The 23,000-nt window shown below is 59.2% G+C and carries 32 protein-coding genes, 3 tRNA genes and 1 pseudogene; 2 read left to right on the forward strand and 34 right to left on the reverse strand.

Features of this window, described 5'->3' with window-relative positions; genetic code table 11:
• Positions 1 to 21: 21 nt before the first annotated feature.
• The 19 genes from ACM6IM_RS08905 to ACM6IM_RS08995 form a co-directional block, all read right to left on the reverse strand.
• The gene (locus tag ACM6IM_RS08905; protein ID WP_414864880.1) at positions 22 to 3,342 is read right to left on the reverse strand and encodes a phage tail tape measure protein; all 3,321 of its coding nucleotides are present in this window, start codon (positions 3,340 to 3,342) and stop codon (positions 22 to 24) included.
• Entirely contained in the window at positions 3,339 to 3,641 is a 303-nt protein-coding gene (locus ACM6IM_RS08910; protein ID WP_414865478.1) for a DUF1799 domain-containing protein, read from the reverse strand. The genes ACM6IM_RS08905 and ACM6IM_RS08910 overlap by 4 nt, the downstream gene beginning before the upstream one ends.
• A gap of 14 nt (positions 3,642 to 3,655) precedes the next feature.
• Entirely contained in the window at positions 3,656 to 4,036 is a 381-nt protein-coding gene (locus tag ACM6IM_RS08915; RefSeq protein WP_414864881.1) for a phage tail assembly chaperone, read from the reverse strand.
• A 3-nt stretch (positions 4,037 to 4,039) separates the two neighbouring features.
• Positions 4,040 to 4,696, reverse strand: coding sequence for a phage tail protein (locus ACM6IM_RS08920; protein WP_414864882.1), 657 nt, complete (start codon positions 4,694 to 4,696; stop codon positions 4,040 to 4,042).
• A gap of 71 nt (positions 4,697 to 4,767) precedes the next feature.
• A complete protein-coding gene (locus ACM6IM_RS08925) occupies positions 4,768 to 5,184 on the reverse strand; it encodes a phage tail terminator-like protein (RefSeq protein WP_414864883.1) in 417 nt (138 codons plus the stop codon).
• Positions 5,181 to 5,834 (reverse strand): hypothetical protein, encoded by a 654-nt coding sequence (locus ACM6IM_RS08930; protein WP_414864884.1) that lies wholly within the window; start codon positions 5,832 to 5,834, stop codon positions 5,181 to 5,183. Before ACM6IM_RS08930 ends, ACM6IM_RS08925 begins: the two co-directional genes overlap by 4 nt.
• Positions 5,831 to 6,199 carry a hypothetical protein gene (locus ACM6IM_RS08935; protein ID WP_414864885.1) on the reverse strand — a complete coding sequence of 123 codons (369 nt, stop codon included), beginning with the start codon at positions 6,197 to 6,199 and terminating at the stop codon, positions 5,831 to 5,833. The genes ACM6IM_RS08930 and ACM6IM_RS08935 overlap by 4 nt, the downstream gene beginning before the upstream one ends.
• A gap of 46 nt (positions 6,200 to 6,245) precedes the next feature.
• Positions 6,246 to 6,446 carry a hypothetical protein gene (locus ACM6IM_RS08940; protein WP_414864886.1) on the reverse strand — a complete coding sequence of 67 codons (201 nt, stop codon included), beginning with the start codon at positions 6,444 to 6,446 and terminating at the stop codon, positions 6,246 to 6,248.
• A gap of 37 nt (positions 6,447 to 6,483) precedes the next feature.
• Entirely contained in the window at positions 6,484 to 6,987 is a 504-nt protein-coding gene (locus ACM6IM_RS08945; protein ID WP_414864887.1) for a DnaT-like ssDNA-binding protein, read from the reverse strand.
• 3 nt (positions 6,988 to 6,990) lie between these two features.
• A complete protein-coding gene (locus ACM6IM_RS08950) occupies positions 6,991 to 7,293 on the reverse strand; it encodes a HeH/LEM domain-containing protein (protein ID WP_414864888.1) in 303 nt (100 codons plus the stop codon).
• A gap of 52 nt (positions 7,294 to 7,345) precedes the next feature.
• A complete protein-coding gene (locus tag ACM6IM_RS08955) occupies positions 7,346 to 8,314 on the reverse strand; it encodes a major capsid protein (RefSeq protein WP_414864889.1) in 969 nt (322 codons plus the stop codon).
• 11 nt (positions 8,315 to 8,325) lie between these two features.
• Positions 8,326 to 9,036 carry a hypothetical protein gene (locus tag ACM6IM_RS08960; protein ID WP_414864890.1) on the reverse strand — a complete coding sequence of 237 codons (711 nt, stop codon included), beginning with the start codon at positions 9,034 to 9,036 and terminating at the stop codon, positions 8,326 to 8,328.
• 89 nt (positions 9,037 to 9,125) lie between these two features.
• Positions 9,126 to 10,214: a minor capsid protein gene (locus tag ACM6IM_RS08965; protein WP_414864891.1), complete on the reverse strand. Its 1,089-nt coding sequence runs from the start codon at positions 10,212 to 10,214 to the stop codon at positions 9,126 to 9,128.
• Positions 10,189 to 11,652, reverse strand: a complete 1,464-nt coding sequence (locus ACM6IM_RS08970; RefSeq protein ID WP_414864892.1) for a DUF4055 domain-containing protein — start codon at positions 11,650 to 11,652, stop codon at positions 10,189 to 10,191. The genes ACM6IM_RS08965 and ACM6IM_RS08970 overlap by 26 nt, the downstream gene beginning before the upstream one ends.
• Positions 11,649 to 12,950, reverse strand: coding sequence for a terminase large subunit domain-containing protein (locus tag ACM6IM_RS08975; RefSeq protein ID WP_414864893.1), 1,302 nt, complete (start codon positions 12,948 to 12,950; stop codon positions 11,649 to 11,651). The genes ACM6IM_RS08970 and ACM6IM_RS08975 overlap by 4 nt, the downstream gene beginning before the upstream one ends.
• Positions 12,937 to 13,398 carry a DUF2280 domain-containing protein gene (locus ACM6IM_RS08980; RefSeq protein ID WP_414864894.1) on the reverse strand — a complete coding sequence of 154 codons (462 nt, stop codon included), beginning with the start codon at positions 13,396 to 13,398 and terminating at the stop codon, positions 12,937 to 12,939. Before ACM6IM_RS08980 ends, ACM6IM_RS08975 begins: the two co-directional genes overlap by 14 nt.
• Positions 13,399 to 13,430: 32 nt before the next feature.
• Complete coding sequence (locus ACM6IM_RS08985) at positions 13,431 to 14,054, reverse strand: putative metallopeptidase (protein WP_414864895.1); 624 nt, start codon at positions 14,052 to 14,054, stop codon at positions 13,431 to 13,433.
• A gap of 52 nt (positions 14,055 to 14,106) precedes the next feature.
• Positions 14,107 to 14,454 carry a hypothetical protein gene (locus ACM6IM_RS08990; RefSeq protein ID WP_414864896.1) on the reverse strand — a complete coding sequence of 116 codons (348 nt, stop codon included), beginning with the start codon at positions 14,452 to 14,454 and terminating at the stop codon, positions 14,107 to 14,109.
• Positions 14,451 to 14,786, reverse strand: coding sequence for an MFS transporter (locus ACM6IM_RS08995; RefSeq protein WP_085708292.1), 336 nt, complete (start codon positions 14,784 to 14,786; stop codon positions 14,451 to 14,453). The genes ACM6IM_RS08990 and ACM6IM_RS08995 overlap by 4 nt, the downstream gene beginning before the upstream one ends.
• Before the next feature lie 177 nt (positions 14,787 to 14,963).
• On the opposite strand from ACM6IM_RS08995, the gene ACM6IM_RS09000 reads away from it, so the two are divergent.
• Both ACM6IM_RS09000 and ACM6IM_RS09005 read left to right on the forward strand, forming a co-directional pair.
• Positions 14,964 to 15,212 carry a DUF6555 family protein gene (locus ACM6IM_RS09000; protein WP_414864897.1) on the forward strand — a complete coding sequence of 83 codons (249 nt, stop codon included), beginning with the start codon at positions 14,964 to 14,966 and terminating at the stop codon, positions 15,210 to 15,212.
• A gap of 79 nt (positions 15,213 to 15,291) precedes the next feature.
• Entirely contained in the window at positions 15,292 to 15,528 is a 237-nt protein-coding gene (locus tag ACM6IM_RS09005; protein ID WP_414864898.1) for a hypothetical protein, read from the forward strand.
• A 91-nt stretch (positions 15,529 to 15,619) separates the two neighbouring features.
• On the opposite strand, the gene ACM6IM_RS09010 is transcribed toward ACM6IM_RS09005, so the two are convergent.
• From ACM6IM_RS09010 to ACM6IM_RS09080, 15 genes and pseudogenes are all read right to left on the reverse strand, one after another.
• Positions 15,620 to 15,694, reverse strand: a tRNA-Asn gene (locus ACM6IM_RS09010).
• 3 nt (positions 15,695 to 15,697) lie between these two features.
• Positions 15,698 to 15,773: transfer RNA gene (locus ACM6IM_RS09015), tRNA-Thr, on the reverse strand.
• A 4-nt stretch (positions 15,774 to 15,777) separates the two neighbouring features.
• A tRNA-Met gene (locus ACM6IM_RS09020) sits at positions 15,778 to 15,853 on the reverse strand.
• Positions 15,854 to 15,961: 108 nt separating this feature from the next.
• Positions 15,962 to 16,639, reverse strand: a complete 678-nt coding sequence (locus ACM6IM_RS09025; protein WP_414864899.1) for a hypothetical protein — start codon at positions 16,637 to 16,639, stop codon at positions 15,962 to 15,964.
• A complete protein-coding gene (locus ACM6IM_RS09030; protein WP_414864900.1) occupies positions 16,636 to 17,220 on the reverse strand; it encodes a recombination protein NinG in 585 nt (194 codons plus the stop codon). Before ACM6IM_RS09030 ends, ACM6IM_RS09025 begins: the two co-directional genes overlap by 4 nt.
• On the reverse strand, positions 17,217 to 17,954 hold the full coding sequence (locus ACM6IM_RS09035; protein ID WP_414864901.1) for a metallophosphoesterase: 738 nt from the start codon (positions 17,952 to 17,954) through the stop codon (positions 17,217 to 17,219). Before ACM6IM_RS09035 ends, ACM6IM_RS09030 begins: the two co-directional genes overlap by 4 nt.
• Entirely contained in the window at positions 17,951 to 18,409 is a 459-nt protein-coding gene (locus tag ACM6IM_RS09040) for a hypothetical protein (protein ID WP_414864902.1), read from the reverse strand. Before ACM6IM_RS09040 ends, ACM6IM_RS09035 begins: the two co-directional genes overlap by 4 nt.
• Positions 18,402 to 18,932, reverse strand: a complete 531-nt coding sequence (locus ACM6IM_RS09045) for a hypothetical protein (RefSeq protein ID WP_414864903.1) — start codon at positions 18,930 to 18,932, stop codon at positions 18,402 to 18,404. The genes ACM6IM_RS09040 and ACM6IM_RS09045 overlap by 8 nt, the downstream gene beginning before the upstream one ends.
• Before the next feature lie 88 nt (positions 18,933 to 19,020).
• Entirely contained in the window at positions 19,021 to 19,818 is a 798-nt protein-coding gene (locus ACM6IM_RS09050; protein ID WP_414864904.1) for a hypothetical protein, read from the reverse strand.
• Positions 19,805 to 20,731 carry a helix-turn-helix domain-containing protein gene (locus tag ACM6IM_RS09055; RefSeq protein ID WP_414864905.1) on the reverse strand — a complete coding sequence of 309 codons (927 nt, stop codon included), beginning with the start codon at positions 20,729 to 20,731 and terminating at the stop codon, positions 19,805 to 19,807. Before ACM6IM_RS09055 ends, ACM6IM_RS09050 begins: the two co-directional genes overlap by 14 nt.
• On the reverse strand, positions 20,728 to 21,015 hold the full coding sequence (locus ACM6IM_RS09060) for an HNH endonuclease (RefSeq protein WP_414865479.1): 288 nt from the start codon (positions 21,013 to 21,015) through the stop codon (positions 20,728 to 20,730). Before ACM6IM_RS09060 ends, ACM6IM_RS09055 begins: the two co-directional genes overlap by 4 nt.
• 6 nt (positions 21,016 to 21,021) lie before the next feature.
• A pseudogene (locus tag ACM6IM_RS09065) lies at positions 21,022 to 21,315 on the reverse strand (phage replication protein); the annotation flags it as partial.
• Between the two features lies 1 nt (position 21,316).
• Positions 21,317 to 22,123, reverse strand: a complete 807-nt coding sequence (locus tag ACM6IM_RS09070) for a Rha family transcriptional regulator (RefSeq protein WP_414864906.1) — start codon at positions 22,121 to 22,123, stop codon at positions 21,317 to 21,319.
• Between the two features lie 150 nt (positions 22,124 to 22,273).
• The gene (locus ACM6IM_RS09075) at positions 22,274 to 22,699 is read right to left on the reverse strand and encodes a phage regulatory CII family protein (RefSeq protein WP_414864907.1); all 426 of its coding nucleotides are present in this window, start codon (positions 22,697 to 22,699) and stop codon (positions 22,274 to 22,276) included.
• A 79-nt stretch (positions 22,700 to 22,778) separates the two neighbouring features.
• Positions 22,779 to 22,982, reverse strand: a complete 204-nt coding sequence (locus tag ACM6IM_RS09080) for a Cro/CI family transcriptional regulator (protein ID WP_414864908.1) — start codon at positions 22,980 to 22,982, stop codon at positions 22,779 to 22,781.
• Positions 22,983 to 23,000: the final 18 nt, after the last annotated feature.

Below are 23,000 nucleotides of genomic sequence, written 5' to 3' on the forward strand. Positions count from 1 at the left end.
ACCCCGCCGAAGCGGGGCTGGTTATCCACGACCGTTGATGGCCGACCAGATTTGGCCGCCCGGCTTGAGGTCCCTGGCGATTTGCTCCTGCGCGCCTTGCTTGGCTGCTCGCGCGTATGCCTGAGCAACGGCTTGGCCACCATCGGCAGTACCTCCGCCCTGCCCTTCGGGCACAGGGAACGTCTGCTGAATGATCACCTGGTTGCTGCTAGCGCCCTGGCCACCGCCGAGCGCACGAACACCCAGTTGCCCTCCTGAGGTCCTGGTCAACGGCATAATCGCCTCTGGCCCCGCCTCGCCCGCCACGCCGATGTCACCGCCGGCCATACCGAACGCTGTCGGCTTGTTCAAAATGGAATTGGTGAACGCAGCACCGTCGGCAAACATCTGCACACCGCCCGACCATGCCCCGCCCTTTGCCTGAATGCTGCCCGGAGTAAATCCCGAGAGATCTCCCGAGTACCCGGCCTGGGTAGAGCCAGCAGATGAACCGCCACCGAAGTAGCTCACGGCAGCGCCGAACAAGCTGCTCAATATCGCGGAGCTGGCCTGCCGGGTGGCGATCCGCGCCATATCCGCCAAGATCGACTTCGCGAAATCGGCAAACGACAGCTTCCCTGTCATGGCGAAGTTGACGATCGCGTCCTCCATGGAGCTGAAGGCGTTGGTGAACAGGCTTTTCGTCTGCCCGGCGACATCCCGGGCGGACTCCAGGTAGTTCTGGAAGGAAGAGGTCGCCCCACTGCGCCAGTCACCTTGCGCCGTCGACATCTTGTCGTAGTTGCTGACAACGGTGTCGCGATACTTGACCTCAGCGGCTTCGAGGCTTGCGAGGTCCCTCTCGTAATCTTCCTGGCTGTATTTGTCAGGCGCTGACTTTCGGCGATCCAAAAGCTTGGCTCGGTCGTCGTTAAACTTGTCCGCGGTTGCATCAAGGCTTGCCTGCAATGCAGCCTGTCGATCGCCTAATCCCAGGCCATTGGCCGCGCGCGAGCCAGCAGCATCCAATGCCGCCCGCTGACGTTCAAGCTGGTCAACGTAGGCCTTGGACGCAGCTGTTTGCTGATCCAGCCTTCCTTTCTCGTTGGTCGCAAGAACCTTGAGCTGACTGTCAGCATCCTTCTGCGCCTTCACCATGGCTGCGCGCGCGTCAGCGATTTTCTGGTCCAGCTGAATGCTTTGGGCCGCCGTCGTACCCTTCCTGGCCTTGGCGGCTTCCAGCGCGGCAATCTCAGCCTCATAGGCTGCGGTCACTTCGTCACGCTCGTTACCGATCAGCGCCTCTCGCTTCAAGGCGTAGTCAGCTTGTGAAACCAGCCCAGCCTTTTGAGCCGCATCCAGTTCCTTCTGGGCGTTTTTGTAATCGGAGACAATCTCAACGAGAGCATTCTTCGAGTTGTTGAAAGCTGTCAGATCGACGGCGCCAGAGGCAGATTTCGGATCTTTCTTCTGCTCATCAATTGCCTTGCGCAGTTGGTCATATGCGCCGCCGGAAAACTTCTTCCCGTCGAACTGAACACCATCCAGTAACGCAGACTTCTGCCCGGTCTTTTCTGCGTTCTGATAAAGCGTGGTGAACTGATCGTCGAGCTTTTTGTAAGCCTCTTGCCGCTTAGCTAGCGGGTTCAAATTCTCCATTTGCTTGTCCAGTTCCTTCTGGACTGCAATGAGCTCCTTATTCGCCCGTGTTTCCTCACCAGTTGCTACGGCATTGCCTTGGCTGGCCGCCTGCCGCGCCTTAAGCGCAACAAGTTTTGCTTCCAACGCAGGCGTCGAGTCATCGTTCTCACCGTCATCCAGGCCCAGCGAAGAGCTCAACCAACTGAGGCCATTGGACACCGCGCCAGCAACGCCGCCGCCTTTGCGGGTATCCAGCACCCGCTGGGTGATTTCGATTTGCTTGGCGAGATCAGGGAAGATTTCGGAGCGAATCTCTGCGTAGGCGCCTTTGATCGCCACCTTCACTCGATCCCAGTCGCGCTCGATGTCAGACAATGATTCGCGATAGTTTTTCAGGCGCTCCTGCGCAGACTGATTGAGGTCTTCGCTGAGGGTATCCAGTGCCCTCTGGTGGTCGCCTTGGTCGTCGATTGCCTTTATAACCTGGTACTGCTCATAGGTGAGCAGCCCATACTGGTTGCTGATCTTCGCGGCAGCATCAGTTGCTGTGTCCCCGGCATTTGCGAGCGACTTCGCGATGTCGCCCGCCCCCTTCCCGGTCACCTCACCAATGGCTGCTGCAGCCTGGGCCAGGTTTTGCATCTGTACACCGCTCGTGGCGGCGCCGGAAGCCAAGGCGATCACCGCCTCACGAGCGCCCGAGAGGTTCCCAGTCAGCGCACCGGCGGCGTCTGCCATCGACTTGAGACTCGCAATGCTCTGCCCTGCATCATTCGATCCGCCGTTGATGGCAGCGTTGAACTCACGGGCCTGCCTCTGTGCGTCGAGGTAGGCATAGCCCAGCGCGCCGATTACGCCAGCCAGCAACCCGGCAGGAATCAGTGCTGCAGCCAGGCTCTTGGCAGAGGCGCCAGCACCGGCGCCGAGCTGGGCAACCGCCCGGGCACCGCTGCCCCAATCCCCGGACTGCAAGGCATTGGTCAATTGCATCACGTTTTCTTGCGCCTGGCGGGTGCCGAGCTTCAGCTTGTCGAATGCAGTTTCTGTTGCGGTCAGACCATCACGATCTTTGCCGATCTTCGCCAGCGCCTCACCGTATCGGGTAGCGTTGATCTGCCCGGCCTTGTGCAGATCGTTAAGCGCTTTCTCCTGCGCCTCCAGCTTGGCCAATTTCGCGGTGACCGGGTCGATGCCGTTGACCGTGCGCTTCAACGCTTCGATCTGACGGTTTTCAGCGTCGATCAGTCGTTGCTTCTGCGCCAACTCCTTGGCTTCGGCCTTCTCGATTCGATCGAGGGATTTACCGAGCCGCTCCTGATAGGCCTCCTGCTGCTCAATTGTGACAAGGCCACCTTTGCGAGCTTTCTCCAGCAATCCTTCAGCCTGGATCAGTTGCTCCATGCTGCCGATGTTGCCAGACATTGCCTTGTCGAGCTGGCTGATGATCGCGATTTCGCTTGCCGCGCTGGCACCGACCTTGCGGCTTGCATCTACCTGGCGCTCTTTGGCGCCTGTAGCCTTGTCGATCCCCTGAGCAGCTTCGTTCTCGGCCTGGCTGATCTTCTTGCCGGTGTTGGCCAGCCCCTCACCCGACTTCCCGAGGTCATCAATCGCCTTCTCGGCATCAACTGCTGAATCGACCAGTTTGTAGAGATCGTCAGCCGCCTTGGCCGCCGACGAAGAGCTGACCTCAATACCGAGAGAAGCGAAGTTGGTGGTCATTTACTGCCCCTCTGGTCCGCCATCACCCCCAGGGCTTCGGCTTCCATGACGCGGATGTCTGGAAAGATGTCGGCGACTTCCGACCGGGTAAGCCCGAGGAAGCCAGCAACATGGCGAATTGACGTGTAATCGAGCCCGGTAGCGCCGCACGCACCTGTACGCCACTGGGTGCTCATGGCTTCAAAGACCTTGAAAGCTGACCAGTTGTCCGGCCAGACCTCGAAGTCCTGTCCGGTCAGGTCTCCAACCAGAAAACCGAAGGTCTTCAGCTCTTCAGCCGAAGGACCTTGTTCGTACAGTGCGCGTGCAGCGCTTAGGAGTTTCCCAGGCGGGCCTGGCTATAGGCTTCAGAATACGCGGAGAGCACCGCTCCGGCAGCAGAGGCAATCGAGCTGACGAGAACCCGAATATTCTTTTCGGTGAACTCTTCCTCAATGTCCCAGCCGACCACGACCGCTTTGACCTGATCAACTTGCAAATCAATCTGCGCAGCGGTGAACTGCTCAAGCCCCATTTCGTCGACCTTGAGGCCAAGCTCCTTGTGGCGCTCACTCCAGCCCGCATACAGCGCAGCGAGCGCGGCACGGTCACGGTATTGGAACTCAAATTCGACGTTTTCCGGCGGAGCTCCCACCCGGGGAAGTGCCACCTCTGCCTTGAATGTCGGATTCTGGATCAGTGTGAACTTCGCCATGGGTTACACCACAGCAGTCAGGTAGCGGGTCGGCTCGGACTGCAGCGCCAGATTGACCGTACGGGTCAGCAGGTTGTTGCGGGATACCGCCGGCTGCTTGGAAAACGAGGTATACGCCCCGTACAGCAGCGTGTCATTGCCCGGCAGGTTGAGGCGCGCTGCCTGCACCTGCTTGCCAGCATCAGCCGCCAACAGCACCGAGTTAAAGGCCTGTGCCGGGTCGTCCGCAATGGTCAGGGTCATGCTGGCTGCGGACTTATCGGTTGGGATCTGTTTGCCTTGGTCGTTTTCGAGGAAAACCACGTCCAGGTAGTTCTGATCGCCACCCGAGAATGCGAGGTCGGTGACCTGCGGGATCTGTACCCAGGTCAGGACCTTCTTCATGGTGCCCGCGCCGCCCGAGGCTGGGAAAACTTGCAGGTCGGTGGTGTCGATCCCCTCCAAGGTGATGGCCGTGGCAGTTGCAGTCTTCACGCGAACCACTTTGCTATCCAGCTTGCTCCAGCCGGAAGTCAGCAGAACGATGTCACCGGCTACGAGAGTGCTGCCCACTACCGTGGCCACGGCTTCAGCAGCGTTACTGATTGCGGTAAATGCCAGCGCAGCGGCGTAGGTTGCAGCGTGCTGGAAGGTGCCGCCGTTCGGAAGTTTGTAGCCCATGGGAGTTTCCTCTCTTCAGAAATGACAAAACCCGCTCAATGGCGGGTTCTGGGTTTGCCCAACGGGCGAATTTAGTTGGTGTCAGCGCGATACAGGAACGAGACTGGTACCGTGTAACTGGTGTCGTCAGCGATACCGGGCCCAGGATCAACCGGACTCATCGTCACCACCGTCAATGCACCTTTGGTGTTTCGTTCGTACAGCGGGAACAGCGCGGCAATCTGATCCGCGATAGCGCCAGCAGGGCCGCGATACTTCCCGGACGACGTCACGATGCTCACCTGGAACATCCCGGTGAAAAGCTTGTGGTCGCCGGCCAGCGTGTTGCTCGCGGTGTCCGCCGGTAGCGTGAAGGCCTTCAGGTAGGTGGCGTCGTTCGCAGGCGTGTAAGACTCGTTTTCGACCACCACCTTCAGCGGCTCCGGCAGCGCTTTCGCCCAGGCGATCAATCTGGCCTCGTAGATCGAAGCAATGATGTTGTGGCTCATACCTGGTTGTTCCTGATGGCTTCGTCGACGATTTGCTGGAACCGCGCAAGCGTGATGCGCACCATGCCGCCCGGTGCCTGTTTGGAATGGCCGTATTCGAGCGGCACCGCATATGGCAGGTTGTTCACGATATAGGCCGTCTGCCCAATAGTCAGTTGCTCGACCTGAAGCCTGAGTTTGGCCAACGTGACGTTTCCGCTAGGATCGACTTGATCAAGCTCGCCCTCCGTTGGCGCTCCGATTGAAAACTGCCAGTTCCCGCGAAACCGTCCACCAACGTAATCCTTTCCGACAACCAGACCGTTCACATTGAAGTTCTGATCACGCTCAGTCTTGGTCAGTGGTTTGGCGTACTTCACGCCTCGCTTCAGCTTGCCGGCCTCGGTGAAATTGCTTTCGTCCAAATTGATCAGTGTGTTCCGTACGGAGACCTTAAAATCGTAATCATCGGCGGCCCGTGTATTGGCAGCACGATGATTCAAATTCGCCGCCCAAATCTCGGGATTGCCGACCGGAGACATGCGAATGACGCTGCTGCCAATTTCGATGATGATCTCGCGGAAGGTGGCATCGAGCCCAGCCTGGGCTTGCTCGGCAAATTGGCGGATGTTCTCGGCGAAGCTACCGTTGAGGCCTGAGTACTTGCTCACGATCTCACCTGCAGCTCGTACAGAATCGGCGTGCCAGCGGGATTGATCTCTTTCAGCGGAGGGACGATTGACCAGGTACGACCCTGGATGATGACCTTATTCAGCAAGTCCGGTGCCCATGCCAGCCCCTGCGCGGCGATTTTGAGCTTCTTGTCGCCCTGCTTGATGAGGCTGTTGTTCTGGAATTCTTGCCCGCTGAAATCGAGCAGGATGCCTTGGGCGGTCTGTTCGGTAATGGTGTCCGGCGGTGCGGTACCAGTGTCCGGGTTGTACTCGCCGACCGTTGTCGCACGAATGGTAACCGGCTGGCCGAACTCTGTGATCATATCGAGAGCCATCACGGCCATTTCGTCGTAGAAGGCCATGACGGCTCCAGATGTGAGAAGCCCAGCACTATGGCTGGGCCTTTTATTATTCGAAGCGTTTCCGTCGCTCTTCAATCATCTTGTCTGCAAAGTCCGCAGAAAACCGCGCAACGAACTCCGCCTGCCTGTCACCACTCCAGCCACTCGCTGTACCGGCGGCAAAGGCAGCCGCATATCGGTCCCACGCCAACCGCTCCTCCTTGAACCACTCATCATCGCTGTACTGCTGCTCTTCAATCCCTGTCATGCCTACCGTCCTCTGTGTTGAAACGGCAAACCTAACATTACGCTCGAACTGCGAACAGTCCGCGCTTCTGTAGGTAGTCAGCAAATTGGGTAGCGCTCGGTCGATCAGGTGCCGCTGGCAGCAGTCGGTTACTGGTGGAAGGGATCGCCGCGTACTGCCGCGTCACCGCTCCCTCAACACGATCCAACAGCACTGCCCCTTTTCTCTTCTCCACCGGGTCGATGTCGTCCTGATGGATTTCGGCGGCCAAGGCCATCTGCCCGTACTGGATGCGCGCGGGCAGGTAGTTATCGGGCTTGATCTCCTGATCCAACTCAACGCCGCGACGAGGCCAGGCCAGTGCCTGGTCGCTCGACATCTTCTTGCCCTTCCAGGTCATGCCATCCATCGCCAAGGCGGACCGGCGCAGCAGCGCTTCCTGCGCCAGCACTTCCGCCGGGATGACCACGCCGAACTTCACGGCGTACATGGCCAGGTCCTCGGCGGACGCATAGCTTTCGGCGTCAGGCTTGCCGGTGCCGTCCTCGATGATGAGTGCCATGAGTTATTCCGCTGGAATGAGTTTGACGAGGTCAGCCTTCGGCGCTTTCGGGTCGAATTCAACCCCTTGAGCGGTCAGCCATTCGCGCAATTCTGCCACACCCATCTTCGCAGGATTGGTTTCGGCTTCGCCCTCAGCGTATTCAGGCTTCAGCTTCGCCTTGGGCGGGCTCTCCGCTTCATTGTCGCGGCTTTCCGTCACGTTCGCGTCGATGATGCGCAAGCCGGCCTTTTTGGCCAAGGCCTTCACATCATCCTCGTAGCGGTGAAATGGGCCCGGAAGATACCAGACATTTTTATCAGTCATCTTTGCCACTCCGCTGGGCCAGGGCATTGTGCCCCGGCGCAGTCATTGAAGGTTACTTGGAGGCATCACCGATCAGCGCCACACCGGCGGTGTGCTTGATGCTGGTGGCGGTCTTGTCCCAGTTGGTACCGGTTGCCAGTTCGGCGTCGGTTGGCGACTTGCCGCCGCTGGTGGTGTCCCAGGTGTAGCCCTTGAGGCCCAGACCGAAGGTGTAGTCAGTCTGCAGAGTGGTTTCGATCCGCTCTTTGCCGTTGGTGGTCTGGACGTTGCTGATGATGTCGCGGCCGTCGTGGACCAGGGCAGCACCCTGCACCAGGGACAGGATGATTTCCTTGTTCGGAGTGCCGGCCTGCATCAGCGCCGGAGCATCCGTCACAACGGAGATCTTGCCGAGAATGTCCACCACGCGGACGTTGCCAGCTTGGAACAGCTGCTGCTGGTTCGCCAGGTTCTGGCCGACCAACTTGTGATAGCTGGTGCCCTGCATCACCTGGGTAACCAGGCTCTGGCTCGCGTCACCGAACTTCGCGTGTGCGTTGTTCAATGCTGCGTAAGTGATGCCGGCGGTAGCCGATACATCGTTGACAGCACCAGCTTGGCCGGTGATCGCTGCAACCAGGGCCGCGATGGCGGTGTTCAGCTGGTCCTTCAACAGGATTTCGGCGAACGCGCGGCTGGCAACCTCGATGCCCTGGGCGGTTGGTCGCTCCAGCCAGGTCATCTGCGATGGCTCGTAGCGGATCGGGCCGAAGCCGCCGGCGACTTTCACCGAGGTGTTCTTCAGCTCGGTCAGGTCAGTGACCGGCGCGGCGCCGTTCGCGGCGTAGCGATCAACCCGGCGCTGGGCGGCCGCCAGGGTCTGGAAGAACGACTCTTGAAGAAAATCGCCCGTGAAGCCGTCCGGGGACAGCACGATTGCACCGCGGCTTGCGGCGTTGAAAGCGGCGAGATACTGATCCAGCGTCTCGAGAGTCGCCGGCATGATGTATTCGTTGAAAACCTGCATTTGCGACAGGGACATGGATTATTTCCTTACGATTGAGGGAGATCTGGGAACCGGCTGGCGATCGCCGCCGTACGTTCCGTCTTGGTGCCGCCGATGTTTCCTTTCGGGGCCCCGCCCCCACCACCTGCACCGCCGGCCCCGCCGCCCGATGCCTTGCTACCTGCAATGAGCGGCGCGAACGCCACGTCATTTGCGAATTCTGCTTTCAGCTCATCCAGCGTTGCCGCCGAGAGCTTGCCCTGCGGATCGAGGACGACCACAACAGGCTTCCCGTCGCGCTGCTCGACGCCCAGGCGGCGTTCGATGTGCGGCAACAGGGCTTTGGCGCTGCCTGGAATTGCCAGGGCAGACGCGATATCAGTAGCGGTACGGCCGACGGTCAGATCCCGGATCTGTCCGCCCAGCGTTCCACGCTCCTGCTCCAGCATGCCGTTCAGCTCAGCTTCGCGGCGGTTGTATTTTTCAGTCCAGGATCGTTCGAGCTCTTCGACGTTGCCGGACTTGCGAGCGGCTTCTTCGCGATCAAGGCGGGCCTGCTCTTCAGCATCCTTGCGTGCCTTATCCGCGGCCTTCTTCTCGTCCAGAAGCTCCTGGACTTTGGATTTCAGGCCGGATACGTCTTCTGGCTGCGGCAGGCCTTCGATACCGAGGACAAACTTGCCTTCCTTCTCGGTGTAGAGCGATTTAACGGAGTCATCGAGACCGTCAAGAGTGTCCAGCTGATATTTCAAACCCATTTGCTTGTCTCCCAGAGACGATTTGCAGGCCCTGCCCGCAGATATGAAAAAGCCCCGTCATTGACGAGGCCTGTGTGAATCGTTTTCGCTTACTGAATGCCCGCCCGCTCGAACGCCAACGGCTCCAAGGCCTTCATCTCCTTCAGCGTCAGCGGCGCAAAGTTACGATCAAGCTGCAGTTCGGAGAATCGCTCGATCGTCAGGCCACCTTCGCGGAACAGCTTGGCGCGGACCGGGCCGATGGCCTTGTCCTGAAACGCTGCTGGCTGCTGCTGGAGCCAGTCGTAATAGCTGAGGTCTGCCCTCACCTGCTGGGCTCCCCCATCACCGATGGATGCGCGCGTGGCATCCTTGGCGAACAAGGCGCTGAAGCGCGTTACCGCCACCACCGTCGAGCGGCAGTTGATATGGATCGGTGGCCGAGGCCCTTCAGTCAATTTGAACCGGTGCTTATCGAGCGTCCGGCATTGACTGGTCGTCTTGGAATCCAGCGTGCTGACCCACTCGACCGACTGCACGACGTCGGAGTTCTCTTTCAGCGTCTCCATGCGCGCTTGGGTGGCAACGTGCTGCACTGCCGTCCGCACGATGGCGCCAGCGTTGCGGTTGGTCGTAGCCAGGATGCCGTCGTTGTACTTGAGCGCCTTGGTCCCGCGGATATTCCTGATGATCTGGAAGTTGGTCTGGCCTTCGAAGAAGCCCTGTCGAATCGCGCCTGTGAGGCGTTGTCTCTCGGTCGCGGTGAAGCCATCAATGAACGACTTGAGCAGCTTCCCGCCGTCAGCACCGCGCACGCTGAGCGGATTGGTGAGGATTGCCGCCCGGATTGCGGCAGCACCTGGCACCGCCGCATCGAACGACACGCCAACCGGAGCCGCCCGGGTCAGACTGGTAGCTTCAAACTCGGCCTCGTAATTGGCGATATCCACCAGGTCGAGATTCAGCTTCTCGCTGTACCGGTCGAAGATGCCCAGCAGCAGGCTATCCACCTCGCTCAGCAGCCGCTCCAGGCGGGCGACGGTGTAATCCGTCAAATCCACCCGCGTCAGCCGCTCACGGATCGAGCGGTCGATCTCCTTGAGAAACGGCGCGAACTTGGCGACCTCGCCGGACTTCAGTTGCTCGAGGAAAACCGCATGTCGAATCGTGGCATCAAGGATCGCTTGGTTTACGGCCATCCGGGATCACCTCGTCGTCATCGTCCAGGTCGAGCGTCGGCGCTTCAGCCTCCAGTTCGTCGCGGATCTGGTCGTCGGTCTTTTCAGGGTCGATAACCCCACGGTCACGCAGGTACTGCCAGAAGTCCCCGGCCGGCAGCTTGCCGCCCTGCACCGCGTTGAACAGTGCTGCAAGGATCGTGGCGTCCAGGGTGATTTGACTGAAGTCCTGATTGAGCTTGTAGAGCACTTCGCCCGGGGCATTCACGAACTCGGCCATCCAGACCAGGCACTGGCTGTAGGCTTCGCTGACGTTGCTGACCACCAGCGACAGGACACTGTGCTCAGCGGCGCTGTCGTTATCCGCCTGGGTTGCGGTCTTCACCGCGCTGCCCCGCTCGATCAGCCGGGCACCGAGAGAAACCATGTCCTCTTTCTTGGAGTCCATCGCCTCTTTGGCCACCGTGTTAGGCTGAGCCTGCCATACCCCGCAAGTACCACTGACAGGCAATAGCCACGGTGCGCGGGAGCCGAGGAAGATGCCGTTCTTCTCCATGTTGTCGCGCCATTGCTCATCGAGCCCCGCCATCCACGGCTGAGGCTGGCCTACCAGGTACGCCGCCTCTTCGTAGTCCGCGCTGTTGCGATAGTGGCCGATGTTGACCTCGGCCATGTCGTACAGCGGCGAGTCGTCGACCGTGGTGTCGTTGTTCTCACTGCCCAGAAACTGGAACGGAATGATCCGCCACGGCTGGCCCAGGCCATTCAATGGTGCGAAGGGCGCGATAGTCATTGCCGTCTGACTGGAGCCCTGCTCCCATACCTCTTGCGTATAGACGCCTGTGGCATCCAGGCGAAGCACGCGGTATTGGACGACCTGTTCACTACCAAAGCCGTCATCGGTATCGACGTCAACCGTTTCGCGTAGAACGACGAGGCACAGCAGGTGCTGGCCACCGACCTGACGAGTCTTCCAGTTAATGATGGCTTCGGCCGGGTAACTGGCGACGTTCGCCCGAGCTCGTCCTGATTGTTCGTCCGCCTTACTCACGGTACCGGCCTGGACAGCCGCGTAATCGACCAGAAGCCCGTGGCGGCCAACTTCGAGCAGATGCCCAATGACCGACTGAGACTGCTGGTAAATGCTCACGCCTTGCCCGTCGATATCCTTCGAGATGTAGTCGAGAGCGCCTGGAACAGTCAGCGTTGGCCAGGTACGGAACACCGCGCCAACGAGACTGTGCTTCGTCCTGCCTGTGGCGTTGTAGAACACAGCGCGCTTCTTGTACGCGTCGTAGCGGTCCCGGTTGTCCTGACTGGTGTCAGAAGCATTCGGCCGGGGCAGATATCGGTCACCAGCAGCTTTTATGGTTTCCGAACCTTTGCAGACGTCGCGCACCAAGCGCCAGCGGTACTGCGCCGCGTCGTACTCGGGACGGGTAAAAGTGACGTCCGTCATCGGGCGACTCCCATTTTCATTGAGGTGACCGGTTTAACGATCGGGTACTCGCGGTGGATGAAGTAACCGCCGCCGTCGTTGGCGTGGTCGTTGCCCTGGCTCTTGTCTGGCTCCCCGTTGGGCGCCCAGATCTGTTGCTCCAGCCCGTCGGCGTATGTCGGGCAGGTAAACGGGTTGACCAGGTAACGTCGCTCGCCCTGCGCGTTGCAGAACATGGCGTTCATGGCGTTGATTCGGTCCTTCACTGGCGGGTTGGCCGCTGGGGCTATGACCGTGAATCCAGCCTGCTTGAGCATGGCTATATCGGTGACGCTGGCATTGACCGACTTGCGCGAATCCCCGGAGGCGTCTGGGTAAATCCGGATCTCACAGGTTTTCCTGAAATCGTTGCCGGTGTGTTCCCAGTACCGCTCCTTGATGCGGCGGATCATGTCAGGCGTGTCGTAGCCATCCATCAACTCATCAACAGCACGCGGCAGGCCCTGGTCACGTTTGACGTGGGTGATAGCCGCCATCTTGCCAACGTTGAAGTCCATGCCGATGAACAGCGGCTCGCCGGCCTGCACGGTGTCGGTGCACTGATTCAGCTTGCGGTCGTACGCGTGATAGATCGATCCGGAAGTCAGGTTGACGAACTGGCCGTTCAGGTACGCACGGATTAGTTGCTCGGGGTATGACTCCATCAGCGAGGCGATGTAGTCGTCGGGCAGGTTCAGTTCGTTGTCGAAGGTGCTGGCCTGAATCAGCCCATACATGTCCTTCAGCGCCGGCTTGTCGCGCAACTGCTTCACGAACTGGAGAAAGACGAACTTGAAGCCTTCCGGCGTCGTGGTCACGTCCACACCGTTCTTCAGCCCGGGAAGGTTGTAACGCATCCGGGCAATGATCTTGCGCCAGGCCTGCTGCGCCTTGATCGACGTCAGCACGTCCAGCTCATCCACCAGGGCATGGCCGATTTTGAAGCCGACGATGGTCTGCGGCTTTTCCATCGACCGGCAGATCACAGTGCCGCGATATTGCCGGCCGCTGTAGATGTGAACCTCATGGTTCGCCTGGTTGATCTTGGTCTTCAGCCCCCAGTCAGAGGCCACTTCCTCCATCGTGGGATAGAAGATGTCGCGGATCTGCGGGTAAGTCGGTGCGAAGTAGCCAGCGTTGACGCCGGGCCACTCCATGAAATGCTTGCTCAGCGCCGAGCAGCCGACCCAGGTCTTTCCAGAGCCGAAGCCAGCAACGAATGCGCGAAACTTGTGGGGCAACAGGAGAAACTGCGACTGCGGAACGTTAAGGCTCGGCATTCGGCTTCCTCGCATCCACCACGTCCACTTGGATGCGAGTCGGGATTGCCGGCTCGTCGTCCGGCTCCTCCTTGCGGTGCCGATTGACGTAGATGTCGCCGACTTCCTTCGCAGCCTGCTCGAGGATCTGCATGGCCAAGCCGATGTTGTTCATCGTCTCGGCCCGCTCCACAAATCGATTCATGGTGCGCAGGCGAACAGCGCGATTGGCAATTGGTATCTCTGCAGTTTCTTCGCGGAAGCGCTTTCGTGTGTCGTGAAACAGCGTCACCCACTTGGCAGCAAGGTTCACCCCGGCGCGCTTGGTTGGGTCGTGCTGCTCCACCTGCTGCCGGGTCACATCGATATCAAATTCCTGCTTCACCGTTTGTGAGACTTGGGTCGGAGTGTCGAAGCACGCCAAAGCCTGAACGATGAAGGCTTTCACATCGTTTTTCAGGGCTGCCATAGATTGGATTCCGTCTCATGCCTGTCTCACATTCAGGCCAACTTGAGCAGACAGGTTCCGCAGGCCCTCGCAATGTTCAACTTCCCCACCTCGGCGGGCTTGTTTGCTGCATCCACTATCAACTGGACGTCAGGGCTCGCACCGTAGCGGCGAACCACTCCGACGAACTCTTCCACGTCGTGGCCCTGAAGCTTGATCTTCGGTGCGCCTTCCTGGGTGAATGCTGGCTGACCGTACTTGTCGGTGGCGTGAGCCAGGTGGTACAGCTCATGCTCTACCAGGGCGCAGAAATCCGCGTCGCTGCACTGGGCGCAGTAGTCGGCGGCCAGGGTGATGATGTAGGCCGGCACGTCGCCGAACCAATCCAGCATCTGCTGCTCCATCCGGGCTTTCTGCCAACCGCCGGCGCGGAAGGCGACCTGCTCGGCCTGGCCCACCACCGTGCGCCCTTTCTTCGTGAAGGCAGCAGACGCCCACATGACCCGCACGTCCGCATCGATCAGATGGGCATGGTCCGGATTGTGGATGCTTCCGGTTTCGGCAAGGATCTCAGCTTTGAGCCATTCCAAGACTTCAGGCGCCGGGATCAGACGGATACCGAAGCTGGAAAGGTCAGACAGTTCGAGCAATGAGGCGGGAGGCATTGGCCTATTCATTCAACCCTCCGTGTCTAGACACAATTTGCTGATTCGCGAAACGTGTCGCGACTTACTTGCCTCGCCGTTCGATACCGCCTGGCGCCTTGTCACAGCGCAGGCAGTGCTCGCAGTTCAGCGTCCGGCACAGCCAGGCTTTCACCCGCCGCCACCAGATGACCATGAAGATGTGGCGCATACCGGCAAGGGCCAGTGAGACGTGCAACGTGATGCCGGCCGTGGTCGGGCCCATCATGAAGATGTTCTGCTCCCGGCTCATCACAACGAAGCCGCTGATGGCGATCGCCGAATAGATCAGCTTGCCGATGACGCCGTCCCGCACTTTCCCGCTCAGAACACACCAGGTCGCCCACAAGGCAATCAAGCCGCAGGCGATTGAGTTGATCGGTTCAAGATTCATGGGTTGCCTCCCCCGAACCGCTGGCGAATGAGCGCCCAGAGGTCAGCGGCTTTGATGGCTCGGTTGATGGCTGCGAGCAGCGACCCGCCGAAGGTGCCGAGCAGAAAGCCGATGCCGGCAACAATCTTCGGCTCGGTCACGCCCAAGTAGGTGCTGACCATGCTCGTCAGGTACAGCGAGCAAGCGATGCCGGTGATCAGGAAGATCATCCAGGCGCGCCAGTCGGCCAGATCGTCCTTGTGCCACCAGCTTGCGACGACAGCGCCGACCAGTCCTGCGATCAGCAATTCAAACCTGTCGATCTTGTCGAGCAGGCGCTGCAATAACTCCATGCGCTCGACTCCGTGTGCATGATTGAAACGAAAACCTCTACAAATTTGGAGGCTATGTATAGATAAAGAACAGAGAAATGTGTGAAAAATCAGTAAATTAGGGATTGTCAGACAATTATTTGAATTTTCTCTAACAACCAATATCACTAATTCATGAGCCAAGAAGGAGCAGTACTCGTGAGTCAGGTAGATATTTTTGTGATTGAGTACAAGCTCCATGGAAAACCGATGTCGTTTGTCATTCGAACCAAGCTGATGAACAACGCGGAAGCTTGGCAATGGGCGAGCTGTGACGCAGGCATCGCTCCAATCCCCAAGCCGGGACGACCTCCTCTCAAACGGTTTTCAAAACCAATGGCGGAACGATTCGGCATTACCGACGTGAAGTGGCGGGCAACTACTGCCCTCACCTGGGAAGACACCTGAGCCATTGAGTAATCCGTCCACCGCACAAAATGCGCTCTTCGTGCCGATAGCGCGCATCTGATACGAATGGGAGGCACATATGAAAAGCAAACCCATAACCACATCCGACTGGCACGCAGCGACCGAACGCAGTAACGACCTGTTTCAAGAAGCGGATCGGCTAAACGCCATCGCTTACGAGCTGCTAACCCATGCGGCCGAGTCCCCTGAAGCGATGCAACGCTACAAAAACGCGAGAGATGCCGCGGATGCCAAAACATTGGAGGGCAAGAAAGAATGGGAGGAAGCAAGGGCGAAGCTCATCAAGGGCAAATAAAAAATCCCGCACTCGGCAGGTCATTTTTAGATCCCGAATATCCTGCTATCGAAGTCCAGGCCTTCCCGAGGGCTGCCCTGGCGCAGGTTTCTGGCTGGCACGGGAGGGATCGAACCTCCGGCCGGGCGGTTAACAGCCGCCTGCTCTACCGCTGAGCTACATGCCAATGTGGTGCCGTCACGAGGATTCGAACCCCGGGCCATTCGCTTACAAGGCAACTGCTCTACCACTGGAGCTATGACGGCGGTTTGGATGCGAGGGATGGATTCGAACCATCGACCTCCGGGTTATGAGCCCGGCGAGCTGACCTCTGCTCTACCACGCAATAACAAAAAAGCCCCGCACGATGGCGAGGCTTTGGAGTGGTCGTGCGCTGGAGGTAAGTTGCGCAGTGTGGAAAAAGTACATCAAATTCCCCACCATAGCAACAACTTTATGCCGCCTCTTCTGATTTTTCTGCGTGGATCACCTGCCATACAGGTTCCTGAGCCTGAATATCCACTGCCTCAATGGCTGTACGCAGGAAATTCCAGATATCAAGCCAGTCCCGATTCCAATGGTTGGGCTGAATCGTGATCCCATACAGCTTCTTCATAGAGTCAGTTACTCGAGCAGGCCCCCACGCATCACCGCCGTTGGCCTCGGATTTGTAGGACTGCAGTGCGCAGGTGATCAGGCAGTGCACCTTCGCCGCCTTCGCTTCAGTCAGTGCGCTGAAGTCCGTGTCGGACCAAATCAGTTTCTCGGCATTGAGCATGTGAATCACGGTCATGCAGGGGTGGTAAAGGTAGTGCCCCAGCTGTTGCACCTGGAACGGCAGTGACTCGATTGCCTTCTGCACCTTCCCCATGGTTATCAAGTGGGCGGCACGGTGTGTAGAGCGACCGATCGGCGCGCGGCGCGTCTCGGCAATGCTGATCTTCTGGCGTACAGCCTTGATGCGCTCTTCCTTGTCGTCGCCCTGGGCGGCAAAGATGATCTCTCGGAGCGCGGCCTTTTCTTTCCTGATCACGGTCGCGGATTTGGCTCGGTCAGCCGCTGCAGCACTGATTGAGACGTTGGATTCATGCTGAGCATCTGTCCACGCTTGACGTGCATTGATCAATTTCATGCTGCTTCCCCCTTCTTCAATCCGCGAGTTTTTGCCCGGTATTCAGCCGTCAGCGCCTGAAGCTGTTCAACGGTGTACCGCTTCGGGTCGTGCGGCCCCTCCAGCCAATCAACCAGTTCGATGCCGATTCGCTTCACCAGCTCGATGCGGTAGTTCACGATGTTCCCCGACAGGTGCTGGTTGCATGGCACACACTGCTTGTGGCAGTTGAGCGGTTCGAACCGGAGGGCCGGATTGCTTTTGACGGTTCGGTAATGGCCAGCGTCGTACTTGCCCTGGTGGTGACGACCACAGCTGATGCATGGGAGGCTCGCATCTCGCTCCCTCACCCACGCGTTGAAAGCCTTCTGCGTGCCTCTCATGTGGTCGGCGCGGCTCTTCAGCTTCTCCTTGCGAACCTTGATCTCCCGGCGCTCGACCTGGTCCAGCGACTTTCGCGCTCTCTCCTGGTGGCGCGGTGCGTCGACGAGTGCGCAGGCCGGGCTGCATACCGCTTGACCCAGGCGCCGGGGGACGAATGAGGCCCTGCACTCTTCGTTGATGCAGGTCTTTGGGCGTGGCTGTTTGGCTGGAAGACTCATGCGCGCGCCTCCCAGTCCCAATGGAGCTTGGGATTCAGTGGCGGGATGCATTCCAGTGTCGCGAGATTCACCAGCGTGAAGTGGCCGTCCATCCAGCCAGCGGTGTCGATATGGTAGACGTTGCCGAGAACTGCGGGCTGGCGCAGAGGCGTATGACCGACGATGACGGCCCGGACACCATTCACGCCGCTATGGTCTTCATCGGTGATGCGCTTGCGTGACCACTGAAGCATCGCGGCGGTGTGATCAGCCTCCGCAGCTGGGCCGGCAAGAGCTTTCAGCATCTCGTACCAGCTACCGCGAGGCACATCGGCGTGAACGATCCCAATGAGGCCCTGCGCCGTCTCGACCTCGATCGCCAGAGGCAAGTCCTCAAGGATGCTTGCGTAGCAGTCCTGTTCTACGCTGGAAAGTCCGTAGAACCACGCGCCCCCGTTGATGAAGTGCATACCGCACTGGTCGCTGGTACGGCCGGCCGTGTGCGAATCAACGGTCATCTGCTCATGGTTGCCGCGCACGGCGTGGAACCAAGGCTTGCGCAGGATCCATTCATCGACATCCAGCGACTCAGGTCCGCGGTCAACCAGATCGCCGACGCTGAACAGCCGGTCAGCGGCTGGATCGAAGCCGGCCGCGTCCAGCGCAGATTGCAGGCGTGTGAAGTGCCCGTGGATATCACCAACCGCAAAATCCCGGCCGACCGTGTTCATGGCGAAGCGCTTAACTTGGCTCATGCCGCCTCCCGCATATTGCAGCGCATCTTCATGTACTCGCTGTCCTCTGGGTGCGGCAGGTAGATCCCGTGCTCGCCGGCCCAGACGTCGATGCAGGTCATGAAGGCGTGCATGGCGCCCTTGTCCAGTTCGCTGGTGTGGCGCAGTTCGTAGCGCTCGGTGACTTCGCCGGTCTTGAGGTTGATGTCACGGATCACCTCCTCGCCCAGGAACGTCAGCTTCAGGTTGCGCTTCATGTTCTCCATGTTCATCGGGGCACCGGTGGCGAAGGTGGTCTTCCCCATCGAGACGAAGAACTGGGCGGCGCACTCGCACCATTTGTGGAAGAGAGCGTTCTGCGGAAGGCTGCGAGAGGCACCGGTGATGGTGATGTTGCAGGGAAAGCCTTTCTTGCGGATGGCGGCCTGCAGCGTGGAAAGCTCGGCAAGTGAGTTGATGCGCACTTTCTCAGCCATTGCCGACCTCCTCGCCCGCTGCTTCCTGCTCGTCGACCCAAGAGAATCGGCCGTGCGACTCGAACTCAATCTCCCAATGGGCCGGTTCCGTCATACCAACGTTGTCGTAGTGGGCCTGGTGGTGGTCGCAGCGGAACACGTAGAGGCCTGAACCGTGCTCGAAGTACTCTTCCGGGTACTGTAGGAACACGTCTTGAATCTTGGTCAACTCTTCAATGCAGATGGAGCCCTGCACTGCGCTGATGAACGGGTCGTCGCCTTCGCTTCGGTAGACCTCGACCCACAAAGACTCCTCCTGATTACGCCATGCATCGGCATCGTACTTCGCCTGCTCAAGGTCATCACGCAGCGCCTCGTTCTCGGCGATCAGGGCCAGGACAACACGAGGGTTGGCTGCATCGTCATATGCCAGCTCGGCAGAATCCCAAGCCTCCGCAAGTTCGTCGCCTCCGTGCTCGCACAGGTCGGCATAAGTTTGATTAACGGCCTCGGCCAGCCGCTTCAGTTCGGTGTAGTCGGTCATGGCATCACCGCCAGTGTGATCAACACGCAGAAAACGCCAATAGCGAAGCTCATCCCGGAGAAAGCAATGATCAATTGGGTTTTTATGCTCATTGCGCTGCCCTCTGCTCTTCCACTTCCCGCGCCTGCTGAATCAGCATTGCCCGACGATTGGCCAAATCGTTGGCCGCATCGATTCGAATTTGGTCTTTCCGCTTTGCGCTAGCCCTGCGCATTTGCAGCATGGAGTCCTTCACCAACTGGAGCTTTTCGCGCAACGCAGGTGCCGGCCGGGTTACCGCGCCAGTGAGCAGCCCTGCTATCGCCCGTCCGTCTTCGGTGACTGGCTCGACGCTGAGATCGGCCAGGTACTTCTTGCCGTGCTCCTGTGGAATGCGCTTCATTTCCACGGCCTTGGTCACGGCCTGGATCCGGCGATTGGCATCGAAGCCGACGGAGACGTGCCAGTTCACAGGCTTTGCATCCTCGCGGGCCTGACTCACGAACCGCTGGTAGGCGTCGATGAACGCCATGCGTGCGCCGATTTTGTCGCCGCCATCCAAGATGGGTTTCGCCGCCGCGAGCGCCAATTGGATTTCATCGGTCAGCACTACGGTTTCGAACTCGTCGTTCGTGGTCATGGCAATGGCCCAGGCCTCGTCCTTGCCTGGACGACCATCGGAGGTCTGCACGCGCTGCAGGATGTCAGCCATAGCCAGCTTGCCCTTCACTTCGAATCGACACGCCTTCAGCGCCACCTTGACGACGGGTACCGGGTAGGCACAAAGGTCTTCGGCCATCATCGCTGCAGTGCCTGGGTTCATTTCCTGACCCATGGCCTCGGCGGTGGCGCAGATCGCAGCAGCGAGTCCGGCGACCTGCTGGTCGTTCATTTCAAAGGTATTCATTGCGCTCCCCTGCTTGGCGCTTGGCCAAAACCATCTGGGCGGCCTGCTCCGCTGCGGAGTGGTTTGCCTCGGTCCGCTCCATCTGGCGTGCGGTTGTCCCGTTGATGCGTTGCCCGGTCACCCACTGGGTGTGGTAGCTCTCGGCGTTGGCCAGCAGCTCGTTGAGGCTGTGGCACTTTCGGAGGACAGCGGCATCGCTGGTCTTCAGGAAGTGAGCGGCGACGTGATGCGCGACATCGGCGCCGAGGCGGTCGACCAACTGGCCGAGCTGGCCACCGACTTTGGCGTTCCACACCGGCCAAGCGCTGTAGCGTTTGCGGTAGGCCATGGCGTAGTTCGCCCAGACCTTGAAGGTTTTGCAGGTCTGGTCTTTGGGTCCGGGCATGTCGGCGGGAATCTCGACGCGGGGACCGTCGGTGCGATCAACCACCAGTACCAGGTTACGAGACTGAGCCGGCACGACCTCGGCGGGAGCCGGGGGCGCAATTGGTTCAATGACCGGTTCATTGACTGGTTCAGAAGAGTGACTGGTTCTGGGTGCAGCTCCTGCACTACCCCCTGGTGCAGGAGATTCACTAGGGGGTGAACCAGCTGCACTACCCTGGTGAATCTGCTGCACTACCCCTGGTGCAGGAGGTGCACCACCATCCAATGTCAGGAAGTAAACGTTCGACGAGTTTCCCTTCGGGCCACCCTTCCGAGTTTCCTTGCGAAGCAGCCCAGCCTCACACAAAGCGGTGATGTGATTCATGACTGAGCGTTTGCTGATTTCGCACTGGTCGGCGATGTGCTGATAGGACGGCCAGCATTCGCCCATGTCGCTGGCGTTGTCAGCCAGCTTGATCAGCACCAGCTTGCGCAATGGATTGCCGACGCGAATTTTCATCGCGGCGACCATAAGGCCCATGCTCATGCTGCACCTCCGGCTAACGTGCGGAAATCAATCGTCCGCACACCCTTCCAGCTATTGCAGGACATGCAAAGGGTCTGGAGGTTGCCGAAAGAAGCCTCTCCACCTTGGCTTTCAGGTACGACGTGATCAGCCCTCAAGCGCATCAGCACCGAGCAGCCACAGCGCAAACACGCGTGACCGTCGCGGGCGAATACCCGAGCACGCAAGCCAGAAGGGATTGGTTTCTTTTTCGTCCTGCGCCGGGGCGGGAGGACCGGCGGTTGGTGCGCGGTGACGTGGCCCATACGGTCCGGGTTCCACTCACACCCTTTTTCGGTGAGTCGGAATGCTTCAGGGCGAAGCTCAATCAAACCAGCCTCTTCCAGGGCCTTCAGCATGCGGTAAGCGGTGTCCGGCTTATCGGTGAGAAGAGGCAGTTCCTCGGTGATCTTGGCCTTGCTCAGCGCGAAGAAGATCCCAACGTCCGTCTTGATTGGCTTGGTCCAGCTGGGGCAGCCATAGACGAAGGCGAACAGCAGGGCCTGCTGGGAGTTCAGCCCCCACTCCAGCGCCTTCACCTGGTTGATCGTTACGGTGAATTGCATATCAGGCCTTCCCGACCAATTTGGCCAGTTCAAGGAAGCGGTCGACGTACCAGTGAGGCTGCGTCTCGCGTGGAGATTGAGGACTGGTAAGGTTTTTACCGTAGGCCAGGCCCTTCTCAGTCACAGACCAGAAGTCGACCATGTCGCCTTTGGAGTTACGGCGCTGCATGGTCTTGAGGAAGCCATGGGCAGCAAGTGCGCGATTGAAGCCAGGCGCTGTGCTGCTGATGCCGTTTTCTTTGATCAGGGCGGTGATGGCCTTAGTCGGCATGGATGAGCCGCCCACAGCGTCTGGTGCTGCGTCCACGGCATAGCCCGGCAAGAACTTGGCATCTAGTCCGTTGTTGGCGGCGATCTTGCTCAGCATCATCAACTGGCTGGATGGCGCGGGTTTCAGCAGGCGCGTGAAGCATTCGAGGATGGCGAGCTCGCCGACAACCTTGGTCCCGTTGAGCATGACCTGCTCGCGGGCGCCCTGTTGCTTCTCCAGTTCATGCCACCGGCGGATTACGGCGAGGCGCATTTTTGCGCTGTAACCAGTGAGCAGTGTGTCGGTGAGTTCGCGGTTGAGGTTGAAGCATGGAAGTGAGCGTCCGGTGCTGTCCTGGTACTGAGCCGAACAATCGGCCCAGTCAATTTCCAGCTCCTTCAACATTGATCGAATGTCCGAAAGGACATGCTTGTGCGCTTTGCCGGTGAGCTTGGCGATCTCCCGAGAAGACATGGTGGTACGCGACACATTTTCAGAATCGCGAAAACGTGTCGCGACACTGGCGGGGGTATTGCTCGAATTGGGTTGGCTCTGCATAATTGGGCCTCTCTAGTTTTACGAATCAGCCGACCTCGACCGTCGGCTTTTTTGTGCCTGGGTTTCTGGGGCTGCTCCTTGATAGTGCTGACCCAAAGCCCCCTATTTGCTGTGTGCCCATTCGAAAATTCCGCGCATGCGCGGAAATCTTCAGGCGGCCTTCACCGACTGCTTGAACACTTCCAGACTGACAATCACTTCTTCAGCCTCTTTGAGCAGGCTCGTTTTCTCCGCGGAGCAGACGCGACCGTCGGCCTGGGCGTCGAACGCCAGGCGGGTCACGTCGGCAAGATCGGCATGCAGGCGCAGCAACGCTTGATTCAGGTTGATGCCCTCGGGTTTTTCCTTCGGCACCAGGTCGAAACCGAATGATTCAGCCCAGGCCTTGAGCGGCCGGAAGTCCTGGGTGAACTTCATCACCCGATGCAGTTCCTCCACGTTCATCTTGTGGCTGTCGTAATTTGGGTTGGCCTTCTGCGACAGCAGCGTGCGGCTGGTGAAGTCGGCCCCTTCGGCAATCCTGCTTGCCCCGTGGGTGTCGACCACGTCGTAGATCGCGCTCATCAATTCCTGCATGTAACACCTCGAATTTCTTTACGTGGCGCCCTGCTGACACAGGGGCGATCATTTGTTCAGTCGGTCAGCAATGAATTCTTCAAGCTGCTGTTCGCTTGGGACGTGCCGGGATCGGGCGAATCTCATTCGCCTCGATACGCCCATCGTTATGAAGTGTGATTTCGATGCTTCTCCCGGCTCGAACCATCTGCGAGATCGCGCTCTGGTTCACGCCGAGAGCAGCAGCAAGCGCGGCTTGAGTGCCGTGCTCTTCTAGGTATTTGCTCAAAGGGATCTTTTTCATGGAATTACCACGGCTTGA

The sequence above is a fragment of the Pseudomonas sp. IT-P12 genome, assembly GCF_949767465.1.
GTDB lineage: Bacteria > Pseudomonadota > Gammaproteobacteria > Pseudomonadales > Pseudomonadaceae > Aquipseudomonas.